General features: G+C 63.9%; 21 protein-coding genes, 1 tRNA gene and 1 riboswitch. Of the genes, 9 read left to right on the top strand and 13 right to left on the bottom strand.

Annotated features, from left to right (window positions below):
• Position 1 precedes the first annotated feature (1 nt).
• Both AC5RU9_RS11620 and AC5RU9_RS11615 read right to left on the bottom strand, forming a co-directional pair.
• Complete coding sequence (locus AC5RU9_RS11620) at positions 2-1687, bottom strand: ABC transporter substrate-binding protein (protein WP_494016564.1); 1686 nt, start codon at positions 1685-1687, stop codon at positions 2-4.
• Positions 1684-3381 (bottom strand): amidohydrolase, encoded by a 1698-nt coding sequence (locus tag AC5RU9_RS11615; RefSeq protein ID WP_494016563.1) that lies wholly within the window; start codon positions 3379-3381, stop codon positions 1684-1686. The genes AC5RU9_RS11620 and AC5RU9_RS11615 overlap by 4 nt, the downstream gene beginning before the upstream one ends.
• Positions 3382-3557: 176 nt before the next feature.
• Between AC5RU9_RS11615 and AC5RU9_RS11610 the strand changes: the two genes are divergently transcribed.
• Positions 3558-4235 carry a TetR/AcrR family transcriptional regulator gene (locus AC5RU9_RS11610; RefSeq protein WP_249184127.1) on the top strand — a complete coding sequence of 226 codons (678 nt, stop codon included), beginning with the start codon at positions 3558-3560 and terminating at the stop codon, positions 4233-4235.
• Between the two features lie 119 nt (positions 4236-4354).
• Positions 4355-5833: a gamma-aminobutyraldehyde dehydrogenase gene (locus AC5RU9_RS11605; protein ID WP_494016562.1), complete on the top strand. Its 1479-nt coding sequence runs from the start codon at positions 4355-4357 to the stop codon at positions 5831-5833.
• 31 nt (positions 5834-5864) lie between these two features.
• On the opposite strand, the gene AC5RU9_RS11600 is transcribed toward AC5RU9_RS11605, so the two are convergent.
• Positions 5865-6788 (bottom strand): EamA family transporter, encoded by a 924-nt coding sequence (locus AC5RU9_RS11600; protein WP_494016561.1) that lies wholly within the window; start codon positions 6786-6788, stop codon positions 5865-5867.
• Between the two features lie 72 nt (positions 6789-6860).
• On the opposite strand from AC5RU9_RS11600, the gene AC5RU9_RS11595 reads away from it, so the two are divergent.
• Entirely contained in the window at positions 6861-7784 is a 924-nt protein-coding gene (locus AC5RU9_RS11595; RefSeq protein ID WP_494016560.1) for a LysR family transcriptional regulator, read from the top strand.
• On the opposite strand, the gene AC5RU9_RS11590 is transcribed toward AC5RU9_RS11595, so the two are convergent.
• Positions 7765-8289: a SixA phosphatase family protein gene (locus AC5RU9_RS11590; RefSeq protein ID WP_494016559.1), complete on the bottom strand. Its 525-nt coding sequence runs from the start codon at positions 8287-8289 to the stop codon at positions 7765-7767. The two genes, AC5RU9_RS11595 and AC5RU9_RS11590, sit on opposite strands and share 20 nt — an antisense overlap.
• 192 nt (positions 8290-8481) lie before the next feature.
• Positions 8482-9348: a winged helix-turn-helix domain-containing protein gene (locus tag AC5RU9_RS11585; RefSeq protein WP_211711455.1), complete on the bottom strand. Its 867-nt coding sequence runs from the start codon at positions 9346-9348 to the stop codon at positions 8482-8484.
• Positions 9349-9988: 640 nt separating this feature from the next.
• On the opposite strand from AC5RU9_RS11585, the gene AC5RU9_RS11580 reads away from it, so the two are divergent.
• The 4 genes from AC5RU9_RS11580 (at position 9989) to AC5RU9_RS11565 (ending at position 14753) form a co-directional block, all read left to right on the top strand.
• Positions 9989-10729 (top strand): response regulator transcription factor, encoded by a 741-nt coding sequence (locus tag AC5RU9_RS11580; RefSeq protein WP_211711456.1) that lies wholly within the window; start codon positions 9989-9991, stop codon positions 10727-10729.
• 3 nt (positions 10730-10732) lie between these two features.
• Positions 10733-12232, top strand: coding sequence for a sensor histidine kinase (locus tag AC5RU9_RS11575; RefSeq protein ID WP_494016558.1), 1500 nt, complete (start codon positions 10733-10735; stop codon positions 12230-12232).
• Between the two features lie 133 nt (positions 12233-12365).
• Positions 12366-12525: riboswitch (cyclic di-AMP (ydaO/yuaA leader) on the top strand.
• 4 nt (positions 12526-12529) lie between these two features.
• Entirely contained in the window at positions 12530-13372 is an 843-nt protein-coding gene (locus AC5RU9_RS11570) for an aggregation-promoting factor C-terminal-like domain-containing protein (protein ID WP_494016557.1), read from the top strand.
• Positions 13373-13625: 253 nt separating this feature from the next.
• A complete protein-coding gene (locus tag AC5RU9_RS11565; RefSeq protein ID WP_494016556.1) occupies positions 13626-14753 on the top strand; it encodes a dolichyl-phosphate beta-glucosyltransferase in 1128 nt (375 codons plus the stop codon).
• A gap of 364 nt (positions 14754-15117) precedes the next feature.
• Here AC5RU9_RS11565 and AC5RU9_RS11560 read toward each other — a convergent pair whose 3' ends face one another.
• The 4 genes from AC5RU9_RS11560 to upp are packed head-to-tail and all read right to left on the bottom strand — an operon-like array spanning position 15118 to position 18334.
• On the bottom strand, positions 15118-16509 hold the full coding sequence (locus tag AC5RU9_RS11560) for a pyridoxal phosphate-dependent decarboxylase family protein (protein WP_494016555.1): 1392 nt from the start codon (positions 16507-16509) through the stop codon (positions 15118-15120).
• A 38-nt stretch (positions 16510-16547) separates the two neighbouring features.
• Complete coding sequence (locus tag AC5RU9_RS11555; protein ID WP_494016554.1) at positions 16548-17243, bottom strand: HAD-IA family hydrolase; 696 nt, start codon at positions 17241-17243, stop codon at positions 16548-16550.
• Positions 17244-17273: 30 nt separating this feature from the next.
• Positions 17274-17651, bottom strand: a complete 378-nt coding sequence (locus AC5RU9_RS11550) for a glyoxalase superfamily protein (RefSeq protein WP_211711461.1) — start codon at positions 17649-17651, stop codon at positions 17274-17276.
• A 47-nt stretch (positions 17652-17698) separates the two neighbouring features.
• Positions 17699-18334, bottom strand: a complete 636-nt coding sequence (gene upp, locus AC5RU9_RS11545) for a uracil phosphoribosyltransferase (protein ID WP_026542238.1) — start codon at positions 18332-18334, stop codon at positions 17699-17701.
• Positions 18335-18356: 22 nt separating this feature from the next.
• Between upp and AC5RU9_RS11540 the strand changes: the two genes are divergently transcribed.
• A complete protein-coding gene (locus AC5RU9_RS11540) occupies positions 18357-18890 on the top strand; it encodes a nucleoside deaminase (protein WP_494016553.1) in 534 nt (177 codons plus the stop codon).
• Between the two features lie 36 nt (positions 18891-18926).
• Here AC5RU9_RS11540 and AC5RU9_RS11535 read toward each other — a convergent pair whose 3' ends face one another.
• From AC5RU9_RS11535 to AC5RU9_RS11520, 4 genes are read right to left on the bottom strand one after another with little or no spacing between them, the layout of a single operon-like run.
• Positions 18927-20141, bottom strand: a complete 1215-nt coding sequence (locus AC5RU9_RS11535; protein ID WP_494016552.1) for a DNA glycosylase AlkZ-like family protein — start codon at positions 20139-20141, stop codon at positions 18927-18929.
• Between the two features lie 27 nt (positions 20142-20168).
• Positions 20169-21158 carry a glycosyltransferase family 4 protein gene (locus tag AC5RU9_RS11530; RefSeq protein WP_494016551.1) on the bottom strand — a complete coding sequence of 330 codons (990 nt, stop codon included), beginning with the start codon at positions 21156-21158 and terminating at the stop codon, positions 20169-20171.
• Positions 21159-21557 (bottom strand): 6-pyruvoyl trahydropterin synthase family protein, encoded by a 399-nt coding sequence (locus tag AC5RU9_RS11525; protein WP_211711465.1) that lies wholly within the window; start codon positions 21555-21557, stop codon positions 21159-21161.
• A gap of 3 nt (positions 21558-21560) precedes the next feature.
• Positions 21561-22574 carry a zinc-dependent alcohol dehydrogenase gene (locus tag AC5RU9_RS11520; RefSeq protein WP_494016550.1) on the bottom strand — a complete coding sequence of 338 codons (1014 nt, stop codon included), beginning with the start codon at positions 22572-22574 and terminating at the stop codon, positions 21561-21563.
• Positions 22575-22688: 114 nt separating this feature from the next.
• Between AC5RU9_RS11520 and AC5RU9_RS11515 the strand changes: the two genes are divergently transcribed.
• Positions 22689-22778: transfer RNA gene (locus AC5RU9_RS11515), tRNA-Ser, on the top strand.
• The last annotated feature ends 366 nt before the right edge of the window (positions 22779-23144 follow it).

Genomic DNA, 23144 nt, shown 5'->3' with positions numbered 1-23144 from the left:
ATCAGAGACCTCCGATCTTGGCTGCCCACGGGAAGTACATGTAGTTGATGGACGGATCGGCGCCGGTGATGCGCTTGCCCAGCCACATGGTGGTGACAGTTTCGTAGAGCGGGCCCCAGACGACGTCTTCACTGGCGATCCTGGCTGCCTGCCCGGTGAGCTTGCCGCGGGCGTCGGGGTCCTGCACTCCGTAGGCGGTGTTGACGAGCTCGTCGAATTCCGGGTTGCTCCAACCGCCGTAGTTGCTGAAGTCCCCGGTTCGCAGCACGCTGTACATTTCCAGGGGTTCGGTGCTGGACAGGTACCAGGAGGTCACCAGCAGGTCCACGTTCTTGCGGGCTTCGGGGTCGGAGAAGAGGGTGGTGTATTTGTCGTTGGACATGGTTTGGATTTCCGGGTCCAGGCCGATTTCCTTGGCAGCGGAGGCGATGGCCCGGGCTGTGATGTCGAAGGCTGCGTTCAATGACGCGGTGGCGAAGACAAACTTGCTTCCTTCCGCTCCTGCTTCCTTGACCAGCTTTTTGGCTTCCGCCACGTCATAGGGTGTGGCGAGCAATCCGTTGAAAGCTTCGTCTGTGGTCTCCTGGGAGGCGTCCTTCCACACGTTGCGGGTGGTCAGTGCGTCCGTCTTGCTTGCGTAGCCTTGTTCCGCGGCCTTGATCAGGGCTTCACGGTTGATGGCCATCATGAGCGCCTTCCGAACCTTGACGTCCTTGAAGGTGCCGGCGAGGTTGGTGAAGACCATGCTCTGCACTGACGTGTCTTTGCCGAAGTAGACAGATCCTGCGTCCCTGTTGGCTTTCAGGATGTCCATGGCGTTGGAGGGAATCGCGAAACCGCCGTCGATCTCGCCGGTCTGGAAGGCGTTGATGCGCGACGTTGCGTCCGGGAGCATGGTGAACGTGACCTGCCGGGACTTGGCTTTGAGGTCCGGATCCCAGTAGTCGTCGAAGCGCTTGAGGGTGATGCTTTCGCCGGGCTCCCATGCGTCGAAACTGAACGGCCCTGTGCAGTTCACGCCGGTGCTGGAGTTGCCATAGTCCTTGCCTGCGGCTTCCAGTGTCTTGGCAGATTCCACCACACCCGGTGCGCCCACCAACGAAGCATTGAACACGTAGTCCGGCCGCGTGGTGGTGACCGTTACCTGGTACTCGCCGGTCTTTTCGATCGACTCCACATTCTGGTAGGACGAGGCCCAGAAAGAGCCCACCTCGGGGTTCAGGTGTCGGCTGAGGGAGGCCACCACATCATCCGCTGTCATCTCGCTTCCGTCGTGGAATTTCACGCCTTGCCGGATGGTGTAGATCCACGTCAAGGGGTCCGGGTTCTCCACGCCGGTTGCCAGTCCGGGCGAGGTGGACAGGTCCGCGTTCCAGCGGAAGAGCGACTCGCAGACGTTGGACAGGACAGTGTTGTCCGGGTAGTCGAAGGCGTAGGCATAGTCCAGCGAGAACGGCTCCGCATACATGGCCCAGGTGAAGTTGTCGATTTCCTTGGCAGGTGCCGGCGTTGAGTCGGACAGCGTGAACTTGGGACCCCCGCCGGCTTCAGTCACGCTGGCCGGCCGGGCACCGCAGCCGGCCAGGACCAAGCCGGCCACGACGGCTGCGGCACCGATCGCTGTGATGCGCGACGGCGTCGTCCGCTGTTTGGGTCGCACCGCACCCCGCGCTGGTTGCGGCCTCATTGCAGTACCCGGGTCTTCCGGTCCTGGTCCGTGGCGTCAGTTGAACGGTTGTAGACGCACTCGCCCCCAATCCACGTCTGCGTCACCACCGCCCGGTGCAGTTCCTCGGCGGGGACGTCGAAAATGTTGACGTCAAGCACAGCGAGGTCGGCGAATTTGCCGGGTTCCAACGTGCCGGTGTCCGGGTCCAGATGGTTGATCCAGGCTGTGCCCTGGGTGTAGGCGTCCATGATCTGCTTGAGGCTGAGTTTCTGCGATTCGGGGCCAAGCGCCGGCAGGTCCTCCCCCGGTGCCGTGCGGTTAACGGCTACGTGGATGGCGGCGATGGGGTCTGCCGTGGAGACGGGCCAGTCGCTGCCGGCAACCAGGCGGGCACCTGCCGCTGCGAGTTCGCCAAAGGGGTAGTGCCTGTCCTCTGCGCCGGGTTCCAGGAAAGGCAGGGTCAAGGTGTCCAGCTGTTCCTCGTGGCAGGCCCAGAGTGCCTGCACATTGGCCGCGGCTCCGAGTTCCGCGAAACGGGGAATGTCCTCGCTGCGGACCACTTGGAGGTGGGCGAGGTGGTGGCGCTGATCGTTGGAGCCATTGGCGTCGCGTGCTGCCTGGAGTGCGTCCAGGGCGTCGGTCACCGCACGGTCACCCAAGGCATGGAAGTGGAGTTGCATGCCGGAGGCGTCGATCGCTGTGACGAATTCCTGCAGCTCACCCGTTTCGAAGAACTCGATGCCCCGGTTCTCCGTGTGGTGGCCGTGGTGGTCCAGGTAGACGTGGTGCATGGCAGCAGTGAAGTTCTCCGCCACACCGTCCACCATGACTTTGACCGTATTGGCGTTGAGCAGGAGCGGGTCACTCGATTCAGCGACGCGCTGCCGCCTCTTCACGATCTGGTCCAGCTGCGACATGCCCGCCGTCCGGTCCCACCACTGGCATGCAGTGACCCGGACTTTGAGGTCTCCAGCCTTGGCCGCGTCCACGTAGACGTCCAGATGGTCGGCATGTCCGCCCTCAGGGATGGGCACCCAGGCATCCTGCCAGGCTGTGATTCCCTGTGACAGCAACAGCTGCTGGGAGGCGAGCAGCCCTTGGTACGCCAGCTCGTAGGGCACCGCAGGCTTGACGTCATTGAACAGATCCATGGCGCCCTCGTGGATGGTGCCGGCAGGGGTGCCGTCGGGCTCGCGTTCCAGGCGCCCGCCCGCTGGATCCGGGGTTTCCCGGGTGATCCCCGCCGCTGTGAACGCAGCAGTGTTGGCCCAGGCTCCGTGGTGGTCCCTGTTCACCAGATACACCGGCCGGTCCGGCACCACAGCGTCCAGGAGGTCCCGCGTCGGGGTTCCACCGGGGAAGAAGTCCATGGACCAACCGGCGCCTACGATCCACGGAGTATCGGGGTTCGCGGCGGCGTAGCCGGCAACCAGCGCCACGGCTTCTTCTGCGTTGGCAGCCTCGGTGAGGTCGCACTGAAGCATTTCGATCCCGGCGAATATGGGGTGGATGTGCGCATCCTGGAAGCCGGGGACCACCAGCTGCCCGTCCAAGTCCACCCTGCGGGTCTCCGAGGTGACTGTCCCGGTGAGGTCCTCGGGTCTTCCGACGGCGATGATCCGGCCTGCTGCCACGGCCAGGTCCGCACGAACGGGTCCGGCGTCGTTGCCGGTGTAAACCCATCCGTTCTCAAACAAAATCTCTGCGTGCACTGTCGAGTCCTTTCATGGAAATTCAACTCTTCGGCACACACTATGAGCCGGATCACAGTAAAGTCAACAGTGTTGACATCAGTGCTGACAAAGTCTTTGACTTATCCGTGGAAGGAGGCAGCCATGAATCATGTAGGTTGAATATCAACCCGGATCGCGTGGAAGGCGGACAACTGATGGTGCAGCCAGCACAGTCGACGGACCGCCGAACGCGCCTGGACCCCGGCACCATCATTGACGCAGTCCTGCGGATTTCCAGCGAGGAACCCGGCGAGCGGCTGACCGTCCGGAGGCTGGGCCAGGAACTTGAGGTTGACGCGACCGCTGTCTACCGGCATTTCCGGAACCGGGACGCGATCGTCCGGGCAGCGCTGGACCAGTTGTTCATGATGTCGGTGGAGCGCACCCTGGCCTCGGCACGCGACCACAACTGGCGTGCCCGGCTTGAGGCCTACCTCGACGAACTCCTCAGGGTCTTCATGCAGCACCCATCGCTTGGCAGCGAGTCGTTCGCCACGGACACCTACGGCCCCGGCGAGTTGAAGGCCATCGAGTTCGTCCTGCAATGCCTCACCGACGCAGGGCTGGAAGAGGATCGCGTGGTGCACTACTACGCAGCACTCGAAAGCTACACCCTGGCCTTGGGCGCGGGGATCGCTGTGGAAATCCAGCGACTTCCCGATTCCGAAGGCCACGATCCCTGGATCAACCCCCGGGTCTTCACCCGCATTACCGGACATCCACTCCTTGAGAAACACCACGCAGCGTTGCAAAACCTCGATTCACTCAAAGCGTTCCAGGCGGGCCTTACGGCGATCCTGGACAGCGCCGAACGCGAAAGCAAGCAGGCCTAACGGGCCCTAACGGGCCCTGCGCCCAGCGCAACTGAAACCCAACCGCACAACGACACCCTCGGGCGTCGTTCATTCAGCACTGCCCGGACACCGCCGTCCGGCAGGGAAAGCACGGCACCATGCACCAGTTCATCAGCGGACAACCGTTCACCGGCACTTCAGGAAAGAGCATCGACGTCATCAATCCGGCCACCTCCGAGGTGGTGGCGAACGTAGGCCTGGCTTCCCTCGCGGACCTCGAGGTGGCCGTGGCCGCGGCCCGCGCGGCCTTCCCGTCGTGGTCCCGGACCGCGCCGGGCGAGCGCGCCGGAATCCTGCAGAAGTTCGCCAGGATCATGGAGGAACGCGCGGACGAATTCTCCCGCGTAGAGAGTTCCCAGACGGGCAAGCCATTGCGCTTGACCCGGGAGTTCGACGTTCCCGGCACCATCGATAACATCGACTTCTTCGCAGGCGCCGCCCGGCACCTCGAAGGCAAAGCCACTGCGGAATACTCCCCGCAGCACACCTCGTCCATCCGGCGCGAGGCCATCGGCGTCGTCGGGTCCATCGCGCCGTGGAACTACCCCTTGCAGATGGCGGCGTGGAAGATCCTGCCGGCCATCGCCGCGGGCAACACCGTTGTCCTCAAGCCTGCCGAAATCACGCCCCTCACATCGCTGATGTTCGCGCAGGCGCTCACGGACGCGGGGCTGCCCGACGGCGTGGTGAACGTGGTGGTGGGCGAAGGCCACACGGTTGGGGCGGCACTCATGCGGCACCCCGATGTGGACATGGTCTCCTTCACGGGGTCCACCTCTGTTGGCCGGACAGTGCTGGAAGCGGCCGCCGTCAACGCCAAACGCGTGCACCTTGAGTTGGGCGGAAAGGCACCTTTTGTGGTGTTCGACGACGCCACCGTGGACGCTGCGGTGCACGGCGCTGTGGCGGGCTCGCTCATCAACACTGGCCAGGACTGCACGGCAGCCACGCGGGCCATAGTCCACCGAAGCGTTTACGACGAGTTCGTGGCCAAGGTCTCGGCGCGCTTCGATTCGATCATCCTCGGCGCCCCGGACGACACCGAAGCGGACCTCGGCCCCCTGGTTTCCTTCAAGCAGCGTGACCACGTGGCCGGGATGGTGGAACGCGCCCGCGGCTACAGCAAGATCATGGCGGGCGGCTTCGCCCCCAGCGATGGGAGCCTTGGCAGGGGCGCCTTCTACCGGCCCACGCTGGTTGTCGACGCCGCTCCAGATTCGGAAATCGTGAAGGACGAAGTTTTCGGTCCTGTCCTGGTTGTCATCCCCTTCGACACGGATGACGAAGGCATCCGCTTGGCCAACGACACCGTTTACGGCCTCGCGGCATCAGCTTGGACCAACAACCTTCAGCGGGCGCTGCGGGCCACCCGCGAGATCAAGGCAGGCTGCGTCTGGGTCAATGACCACGTCCCGATCATCTCCGAGATGCCCCACGGTGGGTTCAAGCAGTCAGGTTTCGGGAAGGACATGTCCGCCTACTCGTTCGAGGAATACACCCAGGTGAAGCACGTGATGTTCGAGCTGGATGGCCTGGCTGAGAAGGACTGGCACCGCACGATCTTCGCCTTGCGCTGATCCCCTCCCGTTGCGGGGCCCGCTCTGCGCGCTATCGCGGGAGCTTAACGCGCAAAGCGGGCCCCGCAACGGGGGTTTCGGTGCGTTTCCGCGAGGCGCCCAGGACTGCGGTGGCCACGCCCAGCAGCAGGATCAGCCCGCCCAGGATTTCGGCTGGTGTGGGAATCTCGTTCAGGACCAGCCAAGCCGCCGTCATGCCCACCACCTGGACCAGCAGCGTGAAGGGCACGACGTCGGAACTCGGGTAGAGCGACAATAGACGGTTCCAGATGCCGTAGCCCACCAGCGAGGCGAACACCGCGGTGTAGATCGCGCTCAGGATGGTGGCCGGTTGAAGGTCGGAAAGTGTCGCCCAAACAGTGTCCGGGCCGTCCACCACCAGCGACAAGCCCGCCAACGGAACGGGCACCACCGCGCCGGACCACACCACCAGGCCAAGCCCGGACTTGGCCTTCGAATGCCGCGCCACCACATTGCCCACCGCCCAGGACAACGCCGCGGCAAGCACGATCATGAGCGGCAGCACCGGGGCCACTGCACTGCGCCCCAACGCCACCACCCCCAACCCTGCAATGCCAAGCACCACCCCGGCCAGTTGGCGGCGGCTGGGCCTTTCGCCCAGGAATCTTGAGGCAAGCAGGATGGTGAACAACACCTGCGCCTGGAGGACCAGCGAGGCCAACCCAGCTGGCATCCCAAGTGCCATACCGAGGTACAGGAGCCCGAACTGACCGGCGCTCATGAAGAGCCCGACGCCGACAATCGCCTTCCAGCCCACGTCGGGTTTGCGGATGAACAAGATGAAGGGGAACACGACCAGGAGAAAGCGCATGGCGACGAAGAGCAGCGGCGGCACGTCCCGGCCGTTCGCGTGCAGGCCGAGGTCAATAGCGACGAAGTTGATGCCCCAGAGGACGGCTACCAGGACGGCGAGGGCAGAATGGCGAAGGTTCACAAGTACACTCTGAACCCCCTAACCCTGAAGCACCAGCATTGATTTCCGCATGGAACCACGTAGATTTGCTTCATGATCGATATCTCAGCCCTGAGGGCCCTGGTTGCCGTGGAACAACATGGATCGGTGGTGGCCGCCTCCGACGTGATGGGCTACAGCCCATCCGCGGTGTCCCAGCAGATCAAGAAGCTGGAGAAACAGACAGGCGTTGCCGTGCTGGAACGCAATGGCCGCGGCGTGCTCCTGACGGAGCGGGGGCTGGCGCTGGCAGGCTACGGGCGTCGCATCATGGGCGAGCTCGAGGAATTGCAGGCCACCCTGCTCGCCGATCCCGCCAAACCCACGGGACTGCTGAGGATGGTGGCGTTCTCTACCGCCTGCCGCGGGCTTGTGGGACCCATGCTGGGGCGAGTGGCAGCCTCCCACCCCGCCCTGGACATCACTGTGCTGGCAGAGGATCCCCGCGAAGCCGTGCAGAGGGTGGCCTCCGGAGAAGCTGAGCTCGCAGTGGTCCACAACTGGAACTCCGTGCCTTTGGTCATCCCCGAGAACCTGGTGCACGAGGACCTCTGCGTGGACCAGGCCGATGTCCTCATCAACAGCGCCCACGCGCTGGCGGCGAGAACCGCCGTCGAGCGTGAAGACCTGCTGGATGAGACCTGGATCAGCACCCCGGCGGGCGCAATCTGCAACGAAGCCCTCCTGCAGATTTTCGCAGGACTGGGGCGGGTGCCTGATATCCGCGTGTACGACCCCGACTTTTCCACGCACATCGCCATGGTGGAGCAGGGGGTGGCCGTGGCACTGGTTCCACGGCTTGGCAGGCCGCCACTCCCCGCAGGCGTGGTTGCCATTCCGGTGATGAACCCCGTTCAGCAGCGCTCCGTGGGAGTGGTGTATCGCAAGACGATGACAGCGAGCCCCAACATCCGCTTGTCCGTACACATGCTGCGGGAAGTCGCTGCGGAACAGCTTCCTAGTGGCGAGGCACCTTAAACTGCGTCAACCGGGCGTCCTGCCCGTCCAGCTCAGCCCACGACTTTTCCGTCTCCAACACCGTCAACGCACTGGTGGGGTAGCGTGTGGCGGCATCCATGTAGGCGTCGTGATCAGAATCGCGGGACGCCAAATGCATGGCCAGATCCTGCACTCCGGGCATATGCGAAATAACCATCAGCGTGGTCACGGTGTCCGGAACATGATTGATCACCGTCAACATGCGGTTGGCTGAGGCGGCATACAAGCCGTCCTCGAGCTTCGGCGTCGGAGCTTTCTCCCCCAGTTCGTTGCACACCCAGGTGCACGTCTGGCGGGTCCTAAGGGCGGAAGAGCACAGGATGAAATCCGGAACAACCCCGTGCTTGAGCAACCACTGACCGGCCAACGGCGCCTCACGGTGGCCGCGCTCCTCCAAAGGACGCTCATGATCGGTAACGCCCACCGGCCAGTCCGCCTTGGCATGCCGCATGATCACAAGGCGCTTAAGGTGATGGTCGCTCATGCAACAACCCTATAGCCGCGAAGGCACATGCCCACTGCTCGGACGAGCGGAAAGGCGGCATGTCCCGATAGCGCCGTTGTTGCTGGGCCCACTCCGCCCGGGTTCCCTGACCGAGCTTGCGAGGGCAGGGAGGCGGAGGGGAGGAACGAGCGCAGGCGCAGAGGGATGTGCCGCCTTTCGGCAGTCAAAAGATCAGATGGAGTATTCCGGAGCGGCCCACACGATGACTTCGGGGTGCTCGTAGAAGCGGTAGCCTTGGCCGCGAACCGTGCGAACGGTGTTGGCAAGGCGGCCCAGCTTGGAGCGCAGCCGGCGGATGTGAACGTCGATGGTGCGCTCGTTCGGCACTTCCTCGGCGTTACGCCAGAGGCCTTCGAGCAGTTCGTCGCGACCCACGGTGCGGGTGCCGTTCTCAACGAGGTAGTTGAGGAGCTCGAATTCCTTGAATGTCAGGTTCAGCGATTCGCCGTCCAGGTGAACTTCACGGCGGGCGAGGTCGATCAGCACACCAGAGGGACGGGACTCCTGTTGCGGCGCGGGGCGGGCAGCTTCGGCGCGCTGCCGTGAGGCAACCGTGGGGTCACCGAAGGTGGAACGCACGACGTCGAGTGCGGACCCGGGTGCCCCGGCGGGGGCAACTGCGACGGCGGCGTAGCTCTCGGCGCCGGTCACCAGGGACTGCGCATAGGCGCGGATCTCCTGGGCAAGCTTGGCAATGGAAGTTCCAGCAGCGGCTGCCGTTTCTTCGTCGATGCCCATGTAAAGCACGAACCCGCGGGCTACATTGTCGTTGGCAACGGGGCGCAGCCGGTCGGACTGGGCAATCACCGGCGTGGGAGCCGTCATGGGTGCAGGCTCCGTGGTGGGCACGGCACGCAGCTGGCCATAGGAGTTGGGGTTGTAGCCCTGCGGGACGTAGCCGGGAGCCTGCTGGCCGGCACCCTGCGGGGCCGGAGAATAGCCCGGACGGTTGCCGAACCCGGGGCGAAGCCCTGCGTTTGACGCGGCCTTGTTGGCGTTACGGACGGAGATGTGGACGTATCCAGATGCAACTGACATGGAGTGCTTACCTCAAAAGTGAATAGCCGTCATCGCGGCTTCGAATGCTGGTGGTCCCCGCAATGAGTTTGGGGAGGGGCGCCCAACGCTGGGCTAGGGGGCGAATGCCTGAAACTTCTTGGGGTGGAAAGTTAGGCTTGCATTCGACAACAGCGGTCATCATGGCCAGCGGGTGCGCTGGGCCAGGTTGCTGCGGCTGCAGGTGCTGTTGAGTTCTTGTTCACATTGGAAGTGTGCAACGTAACAATGGCAACACGCAAGTAACAAAGCGCCGAACCGTCCACATTTTGAGACGTCCGGGTCTATTGTGCCGTAAATCACAATTCATGGGGTGCTGGAAATGAACGGCATTTCATTCGGCACAACGGAGAAATATAGGCCTTTTGGTGAATTATCTTCGGCCAATGAGGCATGATGCGGATCCCGCTTGCCGCCAACCACGTCCACGCGGAATCTCACGATCTGAAACAGTTGTTGTCCAATCGACCGTGGCCTCCTTCGATAATTTTTTGCTCCAAATCTGCTACAAGCCGTAGAAACACTGGGTTGCAGCCGGCTCCCACCTCGCTAATGTTGACTTCACAGCGTCCTCACAGGACGGGCAAAGCGCTGGCTAACCAGCAGAACGGAGACTTGTCCCATGGCCTCCTCGCACTCCATGACCAACAACCTCCCCCAGCTTTCCCACCCGGACGGCTCCCCCATCCGGGCTTTGGTGGTGGATGACGAACCCAGCCTCGCCGAGCTCATGAGCATGGGCCTGCGCATGGCAGGCTGGTCTGTGGCCGTAGCCGGCGACGGTCCGGCCGCAGTGAAGCTGGCCAAGGATTTCCGTCCCGACGTACTGGTGCTTGATGTCATGCTGCCCGGATTCGATGGCGTCGAAGTGCTCAACCGCGTCCGCGCTTTCGCTCCCGAAGTTCCCGCGCTGTTCCTTACCGCCAAGGACGCGGTGCAGGACAGGATCGTGGGCCTGGCTGCCGGCGGCGACGACTATGTGACAAAGCCGTTCAGCATGGAAGAAGTCCTCCTGCGCCTGCACCGGCTGGTCCAGCGGTCCGGGGTAGCGGCCATGGACACGGCCGAGCTGGTGGTGGGAGACCTGACCCTGAATGTCGATACCCGCGAGGTGACACGGGCCGGGCAGGATATTCCGCTGACCGCAACGCAGTTCGAACTTCTGCGCTACCTCATGGAGAATCCCAAAAGGGTTGTCAGCAAAGCCCAGATCCTCGACCGCGTGTGGGACTACGACTTCGGCGGACAGGCCAACATCGTGGAGCTCTACATCTCCTACCTGCGCAAGAAAATCGAAGCGGACCACCCGCCCATGATCCACACCGTTCGCGGTGCCGGGTACGTCATCAAGCCAGCGGACTAGCCATTGAGCACACTTTCCGGAGTGGCCAAAACGTCCCGGCGGAGTTGGCTCAACCCGTCCACCTGGCATCTGCGTACCCGATTGGTCCTGGTGGCCATGGCCCTGTTGGTGGCGATCTGCGGTGCGGTAGGCATCGTCAGCTACGCCTCCATGGACGCGGTCTTCAACAAGCAGCTCGACAGGCAGTTGGAGCAGGCGTCCAGCCGCGCGAATGACTTCGGCAGGGCGCCGTCGAACTTCCCCACTTCCCCGTCCGGAAGGCCCGACCCCCTGGAGGCGCGGGGCCAGGCCGCGGGAACGCTCAACGCCCGGATCGACGGCTCCACTGTCCGGAGTTCAGGACTCATCGACGCCCAAGGAAACCGCGTATCACTGTCCGCGGACGATGAAAAGATCCTGGTGTCGCTCCCCACGGACAACATGCCCGTGGACCGCTCGCTCTCCAATGGCGCGTACCGTCTGGTGGCCGTCGACAAGCCCTACGGCGACGTCATCGTGACTGGCCTGCCCTTGGCGGACAAGCAGAACGCCGAGGCCTCGCTGGTATGGACCATGGTGCTGGTTTCCCTTGGCGGCCTGGTCCTGATCGGGCTCGCGGGAACCGTCATCATCCGGCGCACCATGCGGCCCTTGGAGCAGCTGTCCGAAGTTGCCACGAAAGTATCGAAACTGCCCCTCGACGCCGGTGAGGTGGCCCTTGCGGTGCGCGTCCCGCCGTCGGCCTCCCATCCTGGGACGGAAGTTGGCAGCGTTGGCCATGCGCTGAACCAGATGCTGAACAACGTCTCCAGCGCATTGGAGGCCCGTCAGGAAAGCGAAACCAAGGTGCGCCAGTTCGTGGCGGATGCTTCGCACGAACTGCGGACCCCGCTGACTGCCATTCGCGGCTATACGGAGCTGCTGCGGATGACCGAGAATTTCACGGAGGACGGCAGGAAGTCATTGGCCCGCGTCCAAAGCCAGTCCGAACGCATGACCACCCTGGTGGAAGATCTCCTGTTGCTGGCAAGGCTGGACGAGGGTCAGCCCGTGAAGGTCACGGACGTGGACCTCACCCAGTTGGTGATCGAGACCGTCAGCGACGAAAAGGTCATGGCACCGGACCACATCTGGCAACTCCAACTTCCCGGGGAGCCCATCACGGTACGTGGCGACGCCACGCAATTGCATCAGGTGCTGGCGAACCTGCTCTCGAACGCCCGCAAGCACACCGACCCGGGAACGACGGTGGTCACCGGAGTCATGCTCTCAGCGGATGGCAGCGCAGTGGTGACTGTGACGGACAACGGTCCGGGCATTCCCCAGGACTTCCAGAGCCGCATTTTCTCCCGATTTGCCCGTGCTGACGCCGCAAGATCGGGGTCGGAGGGCACCTCGGGGCTGGGTCTCTCCATTGTCGATTCCATCGTTGCGGCGCACGGTGGCAGTGTTGAAGTGACCTCCAGGCCGGGGCGCACCGAATTTGCCCTGCGACTCCCGACCACCAACACCGAACGCATGTAACGAATCCGGCAAGACGACTCACCGCTTTCGTGATCTCTGTTACCTAAATGTGACTTCTGCGGAAACCTCCTGTACCGTCGAAAGGGTGGGTTGCCCCTAACCGGCCCACATCCGGGATGCGCCGAGCTCTGCCACTTCCCGGAGTCCGATCTTTCTCCGAGGCAGAGACGGGGGACCCAGAGTCTCCGGGCCCAGGCTTTTTGCCGGCCCTTGGGGTGAAGCCGCAGCGTGATGCGCGGCCGGATGACCTCATCCGAACCCGACAGCTAACTCCGCAGGCGCTGAGAGGTAATCACAATGTCTGAATTTAATGATCAGACGCGCCCTTCCGCGCGTCACCGCGACCAGAACGACACCCAGTTGACCAAGTCGCAGACCGTCCTCAAAAAGGCCGCCCGTGACGGCAAGTCCGGCAAGCGCATGCCTGTTGTTGCCGGCGTCATCGCCGCTGCACTGGGCGTTGCATCGCTCGGAACCGCCGCAAACGCAGCGTTGAACCTCCCCGAGGCAAGCCGCGTAGCCGACACCCAGGCCGCCGCCCAGGTCAGCACCAACAAGTCCGCTGAAGTCTCCGCTTCGATGGACGCCGCCGCAGCCAAGGGCGCAGCCGACCGGGCTGCTGCTGACAAGGCAGCCGCCGACAAGGCCGCAGCCGACAAGCTCGCCGCCGATCAGGCCGCTGCCGCGCAGGCTGCCGCCGACAAGGCAGCGGCAGATCAAGCCGCTGCCGAAAAGGCTGCTGCTGACGCTGCCGCCAAGCAGGCCGCCGACGCCGCTGCTGCCGCCGCCGCTGCGGAAGCTGCAGCCGCTGCTGCCGCCCCGAAGGCAGTTGACGATCCCGCCGGTGCAAAGGCCTACGCCGCCAGCATCCTTGGCAGCTATGGCTGGAGCGCGGGCGAAATGACCGCCCTGAACACGCTGTGGGAGAAGGAATCAGGCTGGCGGACCACTGCCACCAACGCTTCCAGCGGTGCGTACGGTATTGTCCAGTCGCTTCCGGCCGGCAAAATGGCTTCTGCCGGTGCGGACTGGCAAACCAACTACCAGACCCAGATCAAGTGGGGCCTGAACTACATCAAGGAACGCTACGGATCCCCGTCCGCTGCCCTGGCCTTCCACTTGGCCAACAACTGGTACTAAGCCAGACTGCTTGACTGCCGCGCCCGAAGCCGCCGTTCGCACCAGTACCCACTGGAGCGAAAAGCGGTAACGGGCGCGGCCTTGCCGTTTAACGCCGGCCGAGTCCGTTTCACAGGAGCGGCCCACGGTTCACAGTGACGTCACAGCTTCCGCCTAAAGCCCTCATAATCGGCGGCGGCATGCTGGGTACATGACGCTCACTGATCCTTCGACCTGCGCATCCCATCACGCGATCCACGGCATGAATTTGGCGATGACGCCAGAGCCCGCCCAGCGGTCCCGGCGCTCCCCCGTCGAAACCCGGACGCCCACCCCGGTCCTGGACATCACCATTCCCGCCTTCAATGATGAAGCCTGTCTGGAAGTGAATCTGCGCAGGCTCCACGGATATCTCAAAGAAACCTTTCCCCACGCTTTCCGGATCACCGTTGCGGACAACGCCAGCACGGACAACACCTTGCGGATTGCCGAGCGGCTGGCCCGCGAACTTCCTGAAGTGGTTGTTGTCCGGTTTGAGCAAAGGGGACGCGGAAACGCACTCCGACAGGTTTGGCTCGCGTCGCCGTCGCCTGTGCTTGCCTACATGGAAGCAGACTTGTCCACGGATCTGGCCGCTGTGGCTCCCCTGCTTGCACCGCTCATTTCGGGCCATTCGGATCTCGCCATCGGCACCCGACTGGCACCGGCATCCCGCGTTACGCGCAGCCCCCGGCACCAGTTGGTTGCCTGCAGCTACAACTCACTGTTGCGCACCGTCCTGGGGGCCGGTTTCTCCGATGCCCAGTGCGGCTTCAAAGCTATCCGTGCGGACGTGGCCCACCAGCTACTGCCCCATGTCAAAGACGAGGCCTGGTTTTTCGACACTGAGCTGCTGATCATCGCCGAGCGCTCCGGCCTGCGCATTCATGAAGTCCCCGTCGACTGGACCCAGGACCCAAACTCAAGTGTCGACGTCGTACGAACCGCCATTGCGGACCTGCGCGGCATCGGCCGGCTGACCCGGGACCTGCGGCGCGGGCGCGTTCCTGTCCGCGAACTTCGCACCGCCCTGTCTGCCGGACCTGCTTCTTCTCCCCGGGACAGCATTCTGGGACGAGTCGTCCCGGTTGTGGCGTGGAGCTTGGCTTACGCCGGAATCTTCCTGGCCTGCACCGGCTATCTGAACGTGTTTGTGGCGAACGTCCTCGGCCTATTCCTCGCTACCTGGGCCGTACATCCGAGCTTGGGGTTGCCCGGCTTGGTGACTGGGCTAGCGGTCAGCTCCGGTGCGCTTTTGCTTTTGCCCCTCATTACGACGCCGGACCGCTGGCTTGAGGGGGCAGTTGTAGTGGGTGCTGCCCTCGCCGCCGCCGTGGTCGGAATTAGTGCCCGCAGGACTTGAACCTTACGTGACGTGAGGATTTAGCGTGGTGGCTGCCGAGGGTCGGTGCCCAATGATTGCGTTCTACCGCCGCTCCAAGTCAGGGAATCTCTTGGAGCGAGGTCCAGTGGCATCTGTGGTGGCGCTGTGGTTGGTTGCCTCAGGATATGTCGGGCGATCCTTGGCCGGAATATAGGCACCCTTGTGACGGCCAGGCCTGCTTGGCCGTATGGCTGCCCCGATGACCAATGCGAGGATCAAGGCCACAACAACGGCTAAACCAACCAGCAAACTGTCCATGCTGACACTCTAAAGCCATGGGAAGGGCAGGTCCGATGAACGGAATGCCACGCGCGTTGCGGCTCATGGCAGAGGCCTCCGAGGTCTACGCTTCCGGCTCGGCCGCCACTGCGCCCCGCACTGCAGCAATGGACGCGGCGACGTCCCCGGCGTCGGTGGACCAGTTGCTCACCGAAATCCGAAGAATTTCACGCCCGCGCCAGGACGACCCCGACATCCACACCGCCCCCTCAGCCATCAATCGCTGGGTGATGCGGTGCGTCCGGTCGTCGCTGCCGAAGCTCACAGAGACCTGCGTGAACACGACGTCGTTGAGGACTTCGACGCCAGGAATATCGGCGAGTCCTTCAGCCAGTGCCCGTGCGTTTGCCGCCAGCCGTTCCACCATGGCGATCACTCCGTTGCGCCCCAGCTGGCGTAAGGCCGCCCATACCGGGATGCCGCGGGCGCGCCGGGACATCTCCGGCACCTTCTCCAAAGGGTCCCCCAGCCCCGTTTCGGTGGCAATCAGGTAGCTGGTGTGGACGCTGAAGGCCCTCCTCAGGGACTCGGGTCGGGAAACTATGGCGAGCCCGCAGTCGTACGGGACGTTCAACGTCTTGTGGGCGTCCGTGGCCCAGGAATCGGCCTCCTCCACACCGGCAAGCCGTTCACGCAGGGTGGGGCTGATGGCTGCCCATAAGCCGAACGCCCCGTCCACATGGACCCACGCGCCGCGGTCGTGCGCCACGGCGATGGCTTCCGTCATGGGATCAAACGCGCCCGAATGCAGATTGCCCGCTTGCAAGCACACCAGTGTCGGCCCCGGTTGCTCATTCATGGCTTCGGCCAATGCTTCCGGAATAATCCGCCCTTCGCGGTCAGCGTCCACCGGGACACAGGCTCCCAAGCCCAGGTACCGCAACGCCAGGTCCACGGCGGCGTGGCGTTCCCGCCCCGCAAACGTGGTGATCCGGGGGCCGCCGTTGAGTCCCAGCGCTTCGAGGTCCCAGCCGGCCTCGTCCATCAGATACTGACGGCCAGCCGCCAGCCCCACAAAGTTCGCGGTGGTGGCACCCGTGGTGAATCCGACGTCGGCGGTTGCGGGAAGGTGCAAAAGGTCCAAAAGCCAAGCCGCAGCTGATTCCTCGATCGCGGCGGCGGCAGGAGTGGCGAAGCGGAGCCCGGTATTTTGATCCCAGGCCGAGACAAGCCAATCTGCGGCCATGGCAACTGGCAGGGTTCCACCCATAACCCAGCCGAAGAACCTGCCGGACTGGATGGCCATCAGCCCGGGTTCGGCCAAGGCGGCGAGCTCATCCACTACTTCCGCGGCATCGGTGGCTTCATCAGGCAGGCGCGGGATGATGCTCTTCGCGACTTGGTCGGCATCGGCGGATGGGCGGACAGGGCGGGTGGGCACCGACGCGAGCCAATCTCCGGCGTGCGCCATGGCCCGCCCCAATGCAGCACCGTACGCCTCCGGCATCGCAGACATGCGCACAGCCTACTCCCGGCAAGCCGGGCCGAACAGTGCTAGAGGGTCAGAGTGAGGAGGTGACCGCCGTCGTCGTCCCTAACAGCGGTGACAGTCACGGCCGAGTAGTCCGCGATCCTCCACATGCCTGGCTCCAGCTCCGCATTGTGCCTGGCAGCGGCCTTGCCCACCACCACGGTTCGCATCCCGGCAGCGCGGGCTGCCGCAATGCCGGCGGGTGCGTCTTCGAAGACCACGACGTCGGCCGGGTCGGCTCCCAGCAGCGCGGCGGCTTTGAGGTATCCCTCCGGGTGGGGCTTGCCGCGGGTGACGGACTCGGCGGTCACGGTAGTGGACGGCATGGTGAGTCCGGCTGCCCGCATGCGGATTTCGGCCAGGATGCTGTCAGCAGAGGTAACCAACGCAACGGCGTCGTCCGGAAGTGCTTTCAGAAGGGCTTCAGCACCGGGAAGGGCAATCACGCCATCTGTCCGGGACCGTTCCATCTCGCCAAGTTCTGCCGTCAACGCTGCGAAGTCGGACCCGGCCGGCGCGTACCGCCGCACCGTGTCGCCGGCCTGGACGCCGTGTGAGGTGCGGAGGATTTCGTCAAAGTCCAAGCCGTACCGTTCAGCGAACTCTAGCCACACCTGCTCGACGATCGCTGTCGAGTCAACCAACGTCCCGTCCATGTCGAAGAGGACGGCGCGGACGGTCAGGGTTGGGTTCTGGGCGGCTTCGGCAGGATGGCTCATTGTTCCATCCTGCCGCACGCTCACGCGATGTCAGCCGTTGGGCCGCTGCGGGAGGTACTGCAGCGCCCATTTGTTGCCGTCCGGATCCGCGAAGTACACGAAGTGGCCCCAGGCCTGGATGTCGATGTCGCTGACGTCCACTCCGTTGTCCTTGAGCTGCTGGTGGGCCTTGTTGATGTCGCTGACCACGATCTGCAGGCTTGGAGCTGTTCCCGGAGGGGCATCGTTCAGGCCCTCTCCAATGCAGATGGAGCATGCCGAGCCCGGCGGTGTCAGTTGCACGAAACGGATGTTCTCCGAGGGACGCTCGTCGTAGTCGGCGTTGAAACCAACCTTGTTGACGTAGAAATCCTTCGCACGATCGACGTCGGAGACAGGGACAAATACCAGTTCAAGTTTCCAGTCCATGCGCCACAGGCTAGCGGCGCGGACCGGAAACCGGTAGGGGTGTCCCCTTAGCCGGCCACGCCGTAGAGGCGGTCGCCGGCGTCGCCCAGGCCGGGCACGATGTACGACTTCTCATTGAGCTTCTCGTCAATGGACGCCAGGACAATGTTGACGTTGGCGTCGGAAAGCTCTTCTTCCAGCTTCGCCAGTCCCTCAGGAGCAGCAAGCAGGCAGATGCAGGTGACGTCCGACGCTCCACGCTTGAAGAGGAACTTGATGGCCTCGCGAAGGGTGCCGCCAGTAGCAAGCATGGGGTCCAGGACGAAGATCTGGCGGCCGGTAAGGTCCTCGGGGAGGCGCTCGGCGTAGGTGATGATGTCCAGGGTTTCTTCGTCGCGGGCCATTCCCAGGAAACCAACCTCGGCCGTAGGGACCAGCTTGGTCATGCCCTCGAGCATGCCGAGGCCTGCGCGAAGGATGGGGACAACCAGCGGCGTCGGCTTGGTGAAGGCCGTGCCAATGGTCTTGGTGACGGGGGTCTCGATCTCGACCGGCTGCGTCTTGACCTCGCGGGTGGCTTCGTAGGCCAGGAGGGTGACGAGTTCTTCAGTGAGTTGCCGGAAGACCGGTGAAGGGGTGTTCTTATCCCGCAGAACGGTGAGCTTGTGAGCGACCAGCGGGTGGTCCACGACGAGTGTGCGCATCCCCCAAAACTATCATTGAGACATGAGCGCCACCGAGCCGTATCACGCAGACCACATGGCCTGGATGGGCCTTGCCCTGGACGAGGCCCGGTTGGCGCTGAAAACGGACGACGTACCTATTGGCGCAGTGGTGTTAGGGCCCGACGGCGGCGTGCTGGGTTCCGGACGCAACGAACGGGAAGCGCACGGGGACCCGACCGCGCACGCGGAGGTGGTGGCCATCCGCGAGGCGGCTGCTTCTTTGCGTCGCCGGGCAGCCAAGACCGGTGCCTCCGGTGATGGTTGGCGACTTGAGGACTGCACCTTGGTGGTGACCCTTGAACCGTGCGCCATGTGTGCCGGGGCCATCGTCCTGGCCCGGATTCCGCGCGTGGTTTTTGGCGCCTGGGACGAGAAGGCCGGGGCTGTGGGGTCAGTGTTCGACATCCTCCGCGAGCGCCGGCTCAACCACTGGGTGGAGGTCTACGCGGGCGTCCGCGAGGAAGAATGCGCGGCCCTGCTGAAGGATTTCTTCGCTTCGCATCGCGTGCCCGGCGGGGAGCAGCGCCCCTTCTAAGCCCTTTTTGTCACTGTTTACTTGGATCTGGTGTACTCAGCGTCCTGCGGCCTCGTCCAGGGCGTCGATCCGCACCTGGCGTGATGCCGGCGAGTCCAGGCTGAACGACCGGAAGTCACCCAGCTCCTCCCGGATCCAGGTTTCCACTTCCGCGATCCGTTTGCTGACCGCCGGCGTGGGCTTGGCGAAGGTCCACGCTGCGATGCGTTCTTTGCCGGGATCGTACTGCCACAGGCCGATGATCCTTCCGCGGTCCAGGATGGGGTGGTCCGGGAGGTCGGCCTGGAGCGCCAGGGTGGTGTCCAGTACTTTCTTGCCCTTGTCCTCGTCGTCGAACATGTCCGCAGAGTTCCTCCTGTGGAGGACCAGTGAATCGGTGCCTGCCAGCAGCTGGATCTGCTCGTCGCCCGGCTCTTCGAAGCCAGCCAAACGGTCGACGTCGGCGGGCAGCATCCACAGCACGTCGCCAGTTGCTGTTGGCACCTCAACGGCGCCAACAGCGGCGAGCGCAGCCTTGCTTTGGGCGACCGTGAAGCCAGTGAACCACTGACTCTGTTTGAGCGTCGCTCCCCCAGTCCACCGCAGGTACCGTTCGATCAGCAGGCGGCGGGCGCCGTCGTCGTCCATCCCGCTGGGCTGAAGGCCCCAACCGGTGTAGGCGTAGCGCTGTTGATCGAGGCGGCCGTTGATGGGCACGCGGCGGATACGGCCATCCGCCTGCAGCAGCCCGAGGGCAGTTGGCAGTGTGGTGGAGGCCCCCTTCTTCTTGCCTTCCTCCCCCAGGCTGCGGACGGAATCGCCGAGGACGTCCCGGAGCTGCTTGGGGTCCATGGGCTCGCTGGATTCCTGAAGTACGTGCTCCACCTGGTCCTCCAGGAGGGTGATCTCAGCACGGTCAACGCCCAGCCGGGCGAGCACCTTGAAGGGCGCTATGGCGGCGTCGCGGCCGATCTGAAGGGCCCACGGGTAGTCGCTTTGGCCCAAGACATACGTGCATCCGCGGGCGGTGGGGAGTTCGTGGATCCTCAGTGCTTTGACGTCCCTGTCCGCCTGCTCGCGGCTGATGCCCGCCCGCGCAAAGAGCGTGAGATAAGGGTTGGCACCACCCACCGAACGAGCCCAGCCTGCGTGGTCCAGGACTTCCCCGGACGTCTTTCCTTGCAGTGATCCGTCGAGGCCTTGCTTGTGCCAGGCCCAGGCGCGGAGGCGCTCGGGCGTGAGGGTTGCTGCGGGAGGAGCGCTGGTGGTCATCCGCCCATTCTGCACAGTCAGACGCTGCTACGTGATGGCTTTCAGGACCGTCGCGGCCGTGGTGTCCCAGCTCGGGAGGTGCTCCCGGGCCTGGAGCGCGTTGCTGCGCCAGCGCTGCTGAAGGGCTGGGTCGGTCAGCCAGTTCCGGAGAGTCATCGCCAGGTTGTTGGGGTCGCTGAGGTCCAGCGCCGCACCAGCGCCGGTGCCGCCCAAGGCTTCGACCGCACCAGTCCCCTGACGGACGATCACCGGGATGCCATGGGCCAACGATTCCGTCACCACCATGCCGAACGACTCCGACTGCGACAGGAGGACGCTGAGGTCGGCTGTGTGCCATTGGTCCTCAAGTTCCTGGCCCGTCAGCTCGCCGGTCAAGGTGATGCGATGCTGCAGCCGGTGATGTTCGACGGCGTCCCTCACCTTTGCTGCGTACGCCGGGTCGGCGTCGTGGGAGCCGATCACGGACGCGGTCCATTCCAGGTCTTGCAACTGGCTGAGGGCCTCGACCAAGAGGGTTTGGCTCTTGTTGGGAAGCAATGCGGCCACCAAGACGATGTGCTTCGGTACGGATCCGGCACTGGCATCGGCCGATGCTGCTCCCGGCGTCGCCACCACCACATCCAGTGCCCCGTGCTTGGCCACCAATTCCGCGGCTGAATGGGCGCTGGGGCAGATGATGCCCGTTGCTGCAGCCAACGCCTTGGCTTCGAGGTCGCCGTGCTCCGGCAAAGCCATGTGGGACAGGATCCAGACCCTGGTTCCATCACCCACTGCGCGTGCAACCTCATCCGGGGCCCCACTCGCCACGAGGCCGTCGGCAATCACTGTCGTACCGCCGTCGAGCGCTTCCGCGAACCGCTGCCTGTCCGCTGGGCTGCCAACCGGCCAATCGCCGTCGACCCTTACAGTCTCAACGTCCGCGCCCAAGGCGGTCAGGTGCTCCGCCAGTTTGGCGTTGTACTTGTTGCCGCCGGAGCCGTGGCGGACGTTCCCCGGGACCAGGAAGCGGACGTGCATCTACTTGGCCGGGAGCTCCAGCGAATAGCCGGCCCAAGCGTCGGGGTTTTCGCGGAGGACGACGTCGATGCCGCTGAGCGCCGGACCGTCTTCAGTGTCCTGGATCCGGGCGGCCATGGCGTCGGCGATGTGCTTGGCAAGTGCCTCGGTCGTGGAGAGCTTGCCTTTGAAGGCCGGGTGCTCGTCGAGGTTCTTGTAGTTCAGGTCCGCCAGGATTTCTTCCAGGATGCCGCCGGCCGCACCGATGTCCAGAACGATCGCGTCGTCGTTGAGGTCCGGGCGGCGGAAGCTGACTTCGGCAACAAACGTGGCCCCATGGAGACCTTGCGCTGGGCCGAAGGCCTCGCGGGGAAGGCTGTGGGCGACCATGAAGTGGCGTCGGACGGTCAGGCTGAACATGTGTTAATCCTCCGGGTTGGGGTATGCGACCACATGGCAGAAGCCACCGGGCTGTTCGAATAATTTAGCGAGAGTGGCGGGCAGGTTCCGGAACTGGCATTCGCTGGTCAGGAACGTGTCGAACAGCGGATCTTTCAACTGGTTCGCCGCTTCCTGCAGGCGCTGTGCGTTGGTTCGGCGGTGCCTTCTTGGGAGGGCCACGGCGCCGACTTGGCTGGAGCGAATGTTGAGCCTGCGGGCGTGGAAGTCCTCGCCGAGTGGGAGGGTCACTTCCTTGTCCGCGAACCAAGAGAGTTCGATGACGTCCGAATCGTCTCCGGCAAGTTGGAGGCTCAGTTTGAGGCCCTCGTTGGAGGCCGAGCAGTGGAAGACGATGTCGTTGTCGGCTTGTGCGTTTTCGGGGAGGGCGAAATCGATGCCGAGTGTTTGCGCGAGTTTTTGCTTTTCCGGGTCCGCGTCAACCATTTGCAGGCGATCGAGCGGGTACTTCCGCAGGAGCGTCGCCAGGACGCCGCCCACCAAACCACCACCGACGACGGCGACACGGTCACCCAGGCGCGGCCCCGCTTCCCAGAGGGCGTTGATGGCGACTTCGACGATGCCTGTGAGAACGGCACGCTTGGCCGGGACATCCTCAGGCATGACGGTGAGGTTGCTGGTGGGAACAACGTAGAGGTCCTGGTGCGGGTGGAGGCTGAAGACTGTTTTGCCGATCCATTCCTCCGGGCCTTGCTCTACCGTGCCGACGCTCAGGTAGCCGTACTTCACAGGGCCGGGGAAGTCGCCTTCCTGGTGCGGTGCCTGCATCAGGTCAGCCACCCGTTCCGGGACGCGGCCTTCGTGGACCACGCGCTCGGTGCCCCGGCTTACGCCTGTGTAGAGGGTCCTGACCAGGGCTTCGCCTTCTTTCGGCGCCGCGATCGTTTCGGTGCGCATTTCACCGTCGCCCGTTTTGGTGACCCAATAGGCGTGGGCTTGGAGGCCTGGTTCGTGTTCCTGTTCGCGCGAGATAGTCATGATGCTTACGAATCTATCGGTGTGGAGCTGCGGACGGAAGTTGGCGCGTGTTCCCGGGCTCGCGTCCGGGCCGTTTTGGGGAACCGGGCCCAACTCCGGTACCCTATTTCAGTTGGTGACGTGTCCGAGCGGCCGAAGGTGCAACACTCGAAATGTTGTTTGGTGTAAAAGCCAACGTGGGTTCAAATCCCACCGTCACCGCCAATGAGAAAGGCCCTGCTTCCCTGTGTTTATGAGGGAGGCGGGGCCTTTTGCTTGGTCACAGCGACCAGGGCTTCGACCATCCGAGGGCGCCCATGCGTGCGACTGAAGCGAACGTGACGACGGGTGCCGGTGCTGGAGCGGGAAACCGGACGGCAAAGCCGGAAGGGTCGAATCCAGACACACCGCGTCCCAGACAGGTACCTCCTACGAGAGATCACGCTCGCCTGATCACCAGTCAAGATCACCTCCGGACAAGTCGGGCAGGCATTACCGTACTAATCTGTACTCCCGTGCAGTAGGGATACCCTTTCTGAGGTCTTTGGTCTCAACCCGCGAAAACCAGCCGAGATCGAAGTCGTATTCACT

Source organism: Arthrobacter sp. B0316-5-4 (assembly GCF_059090325.1).
This window is presented reverse-complemented; position numbering and strand designations above follow the sequence as displayed.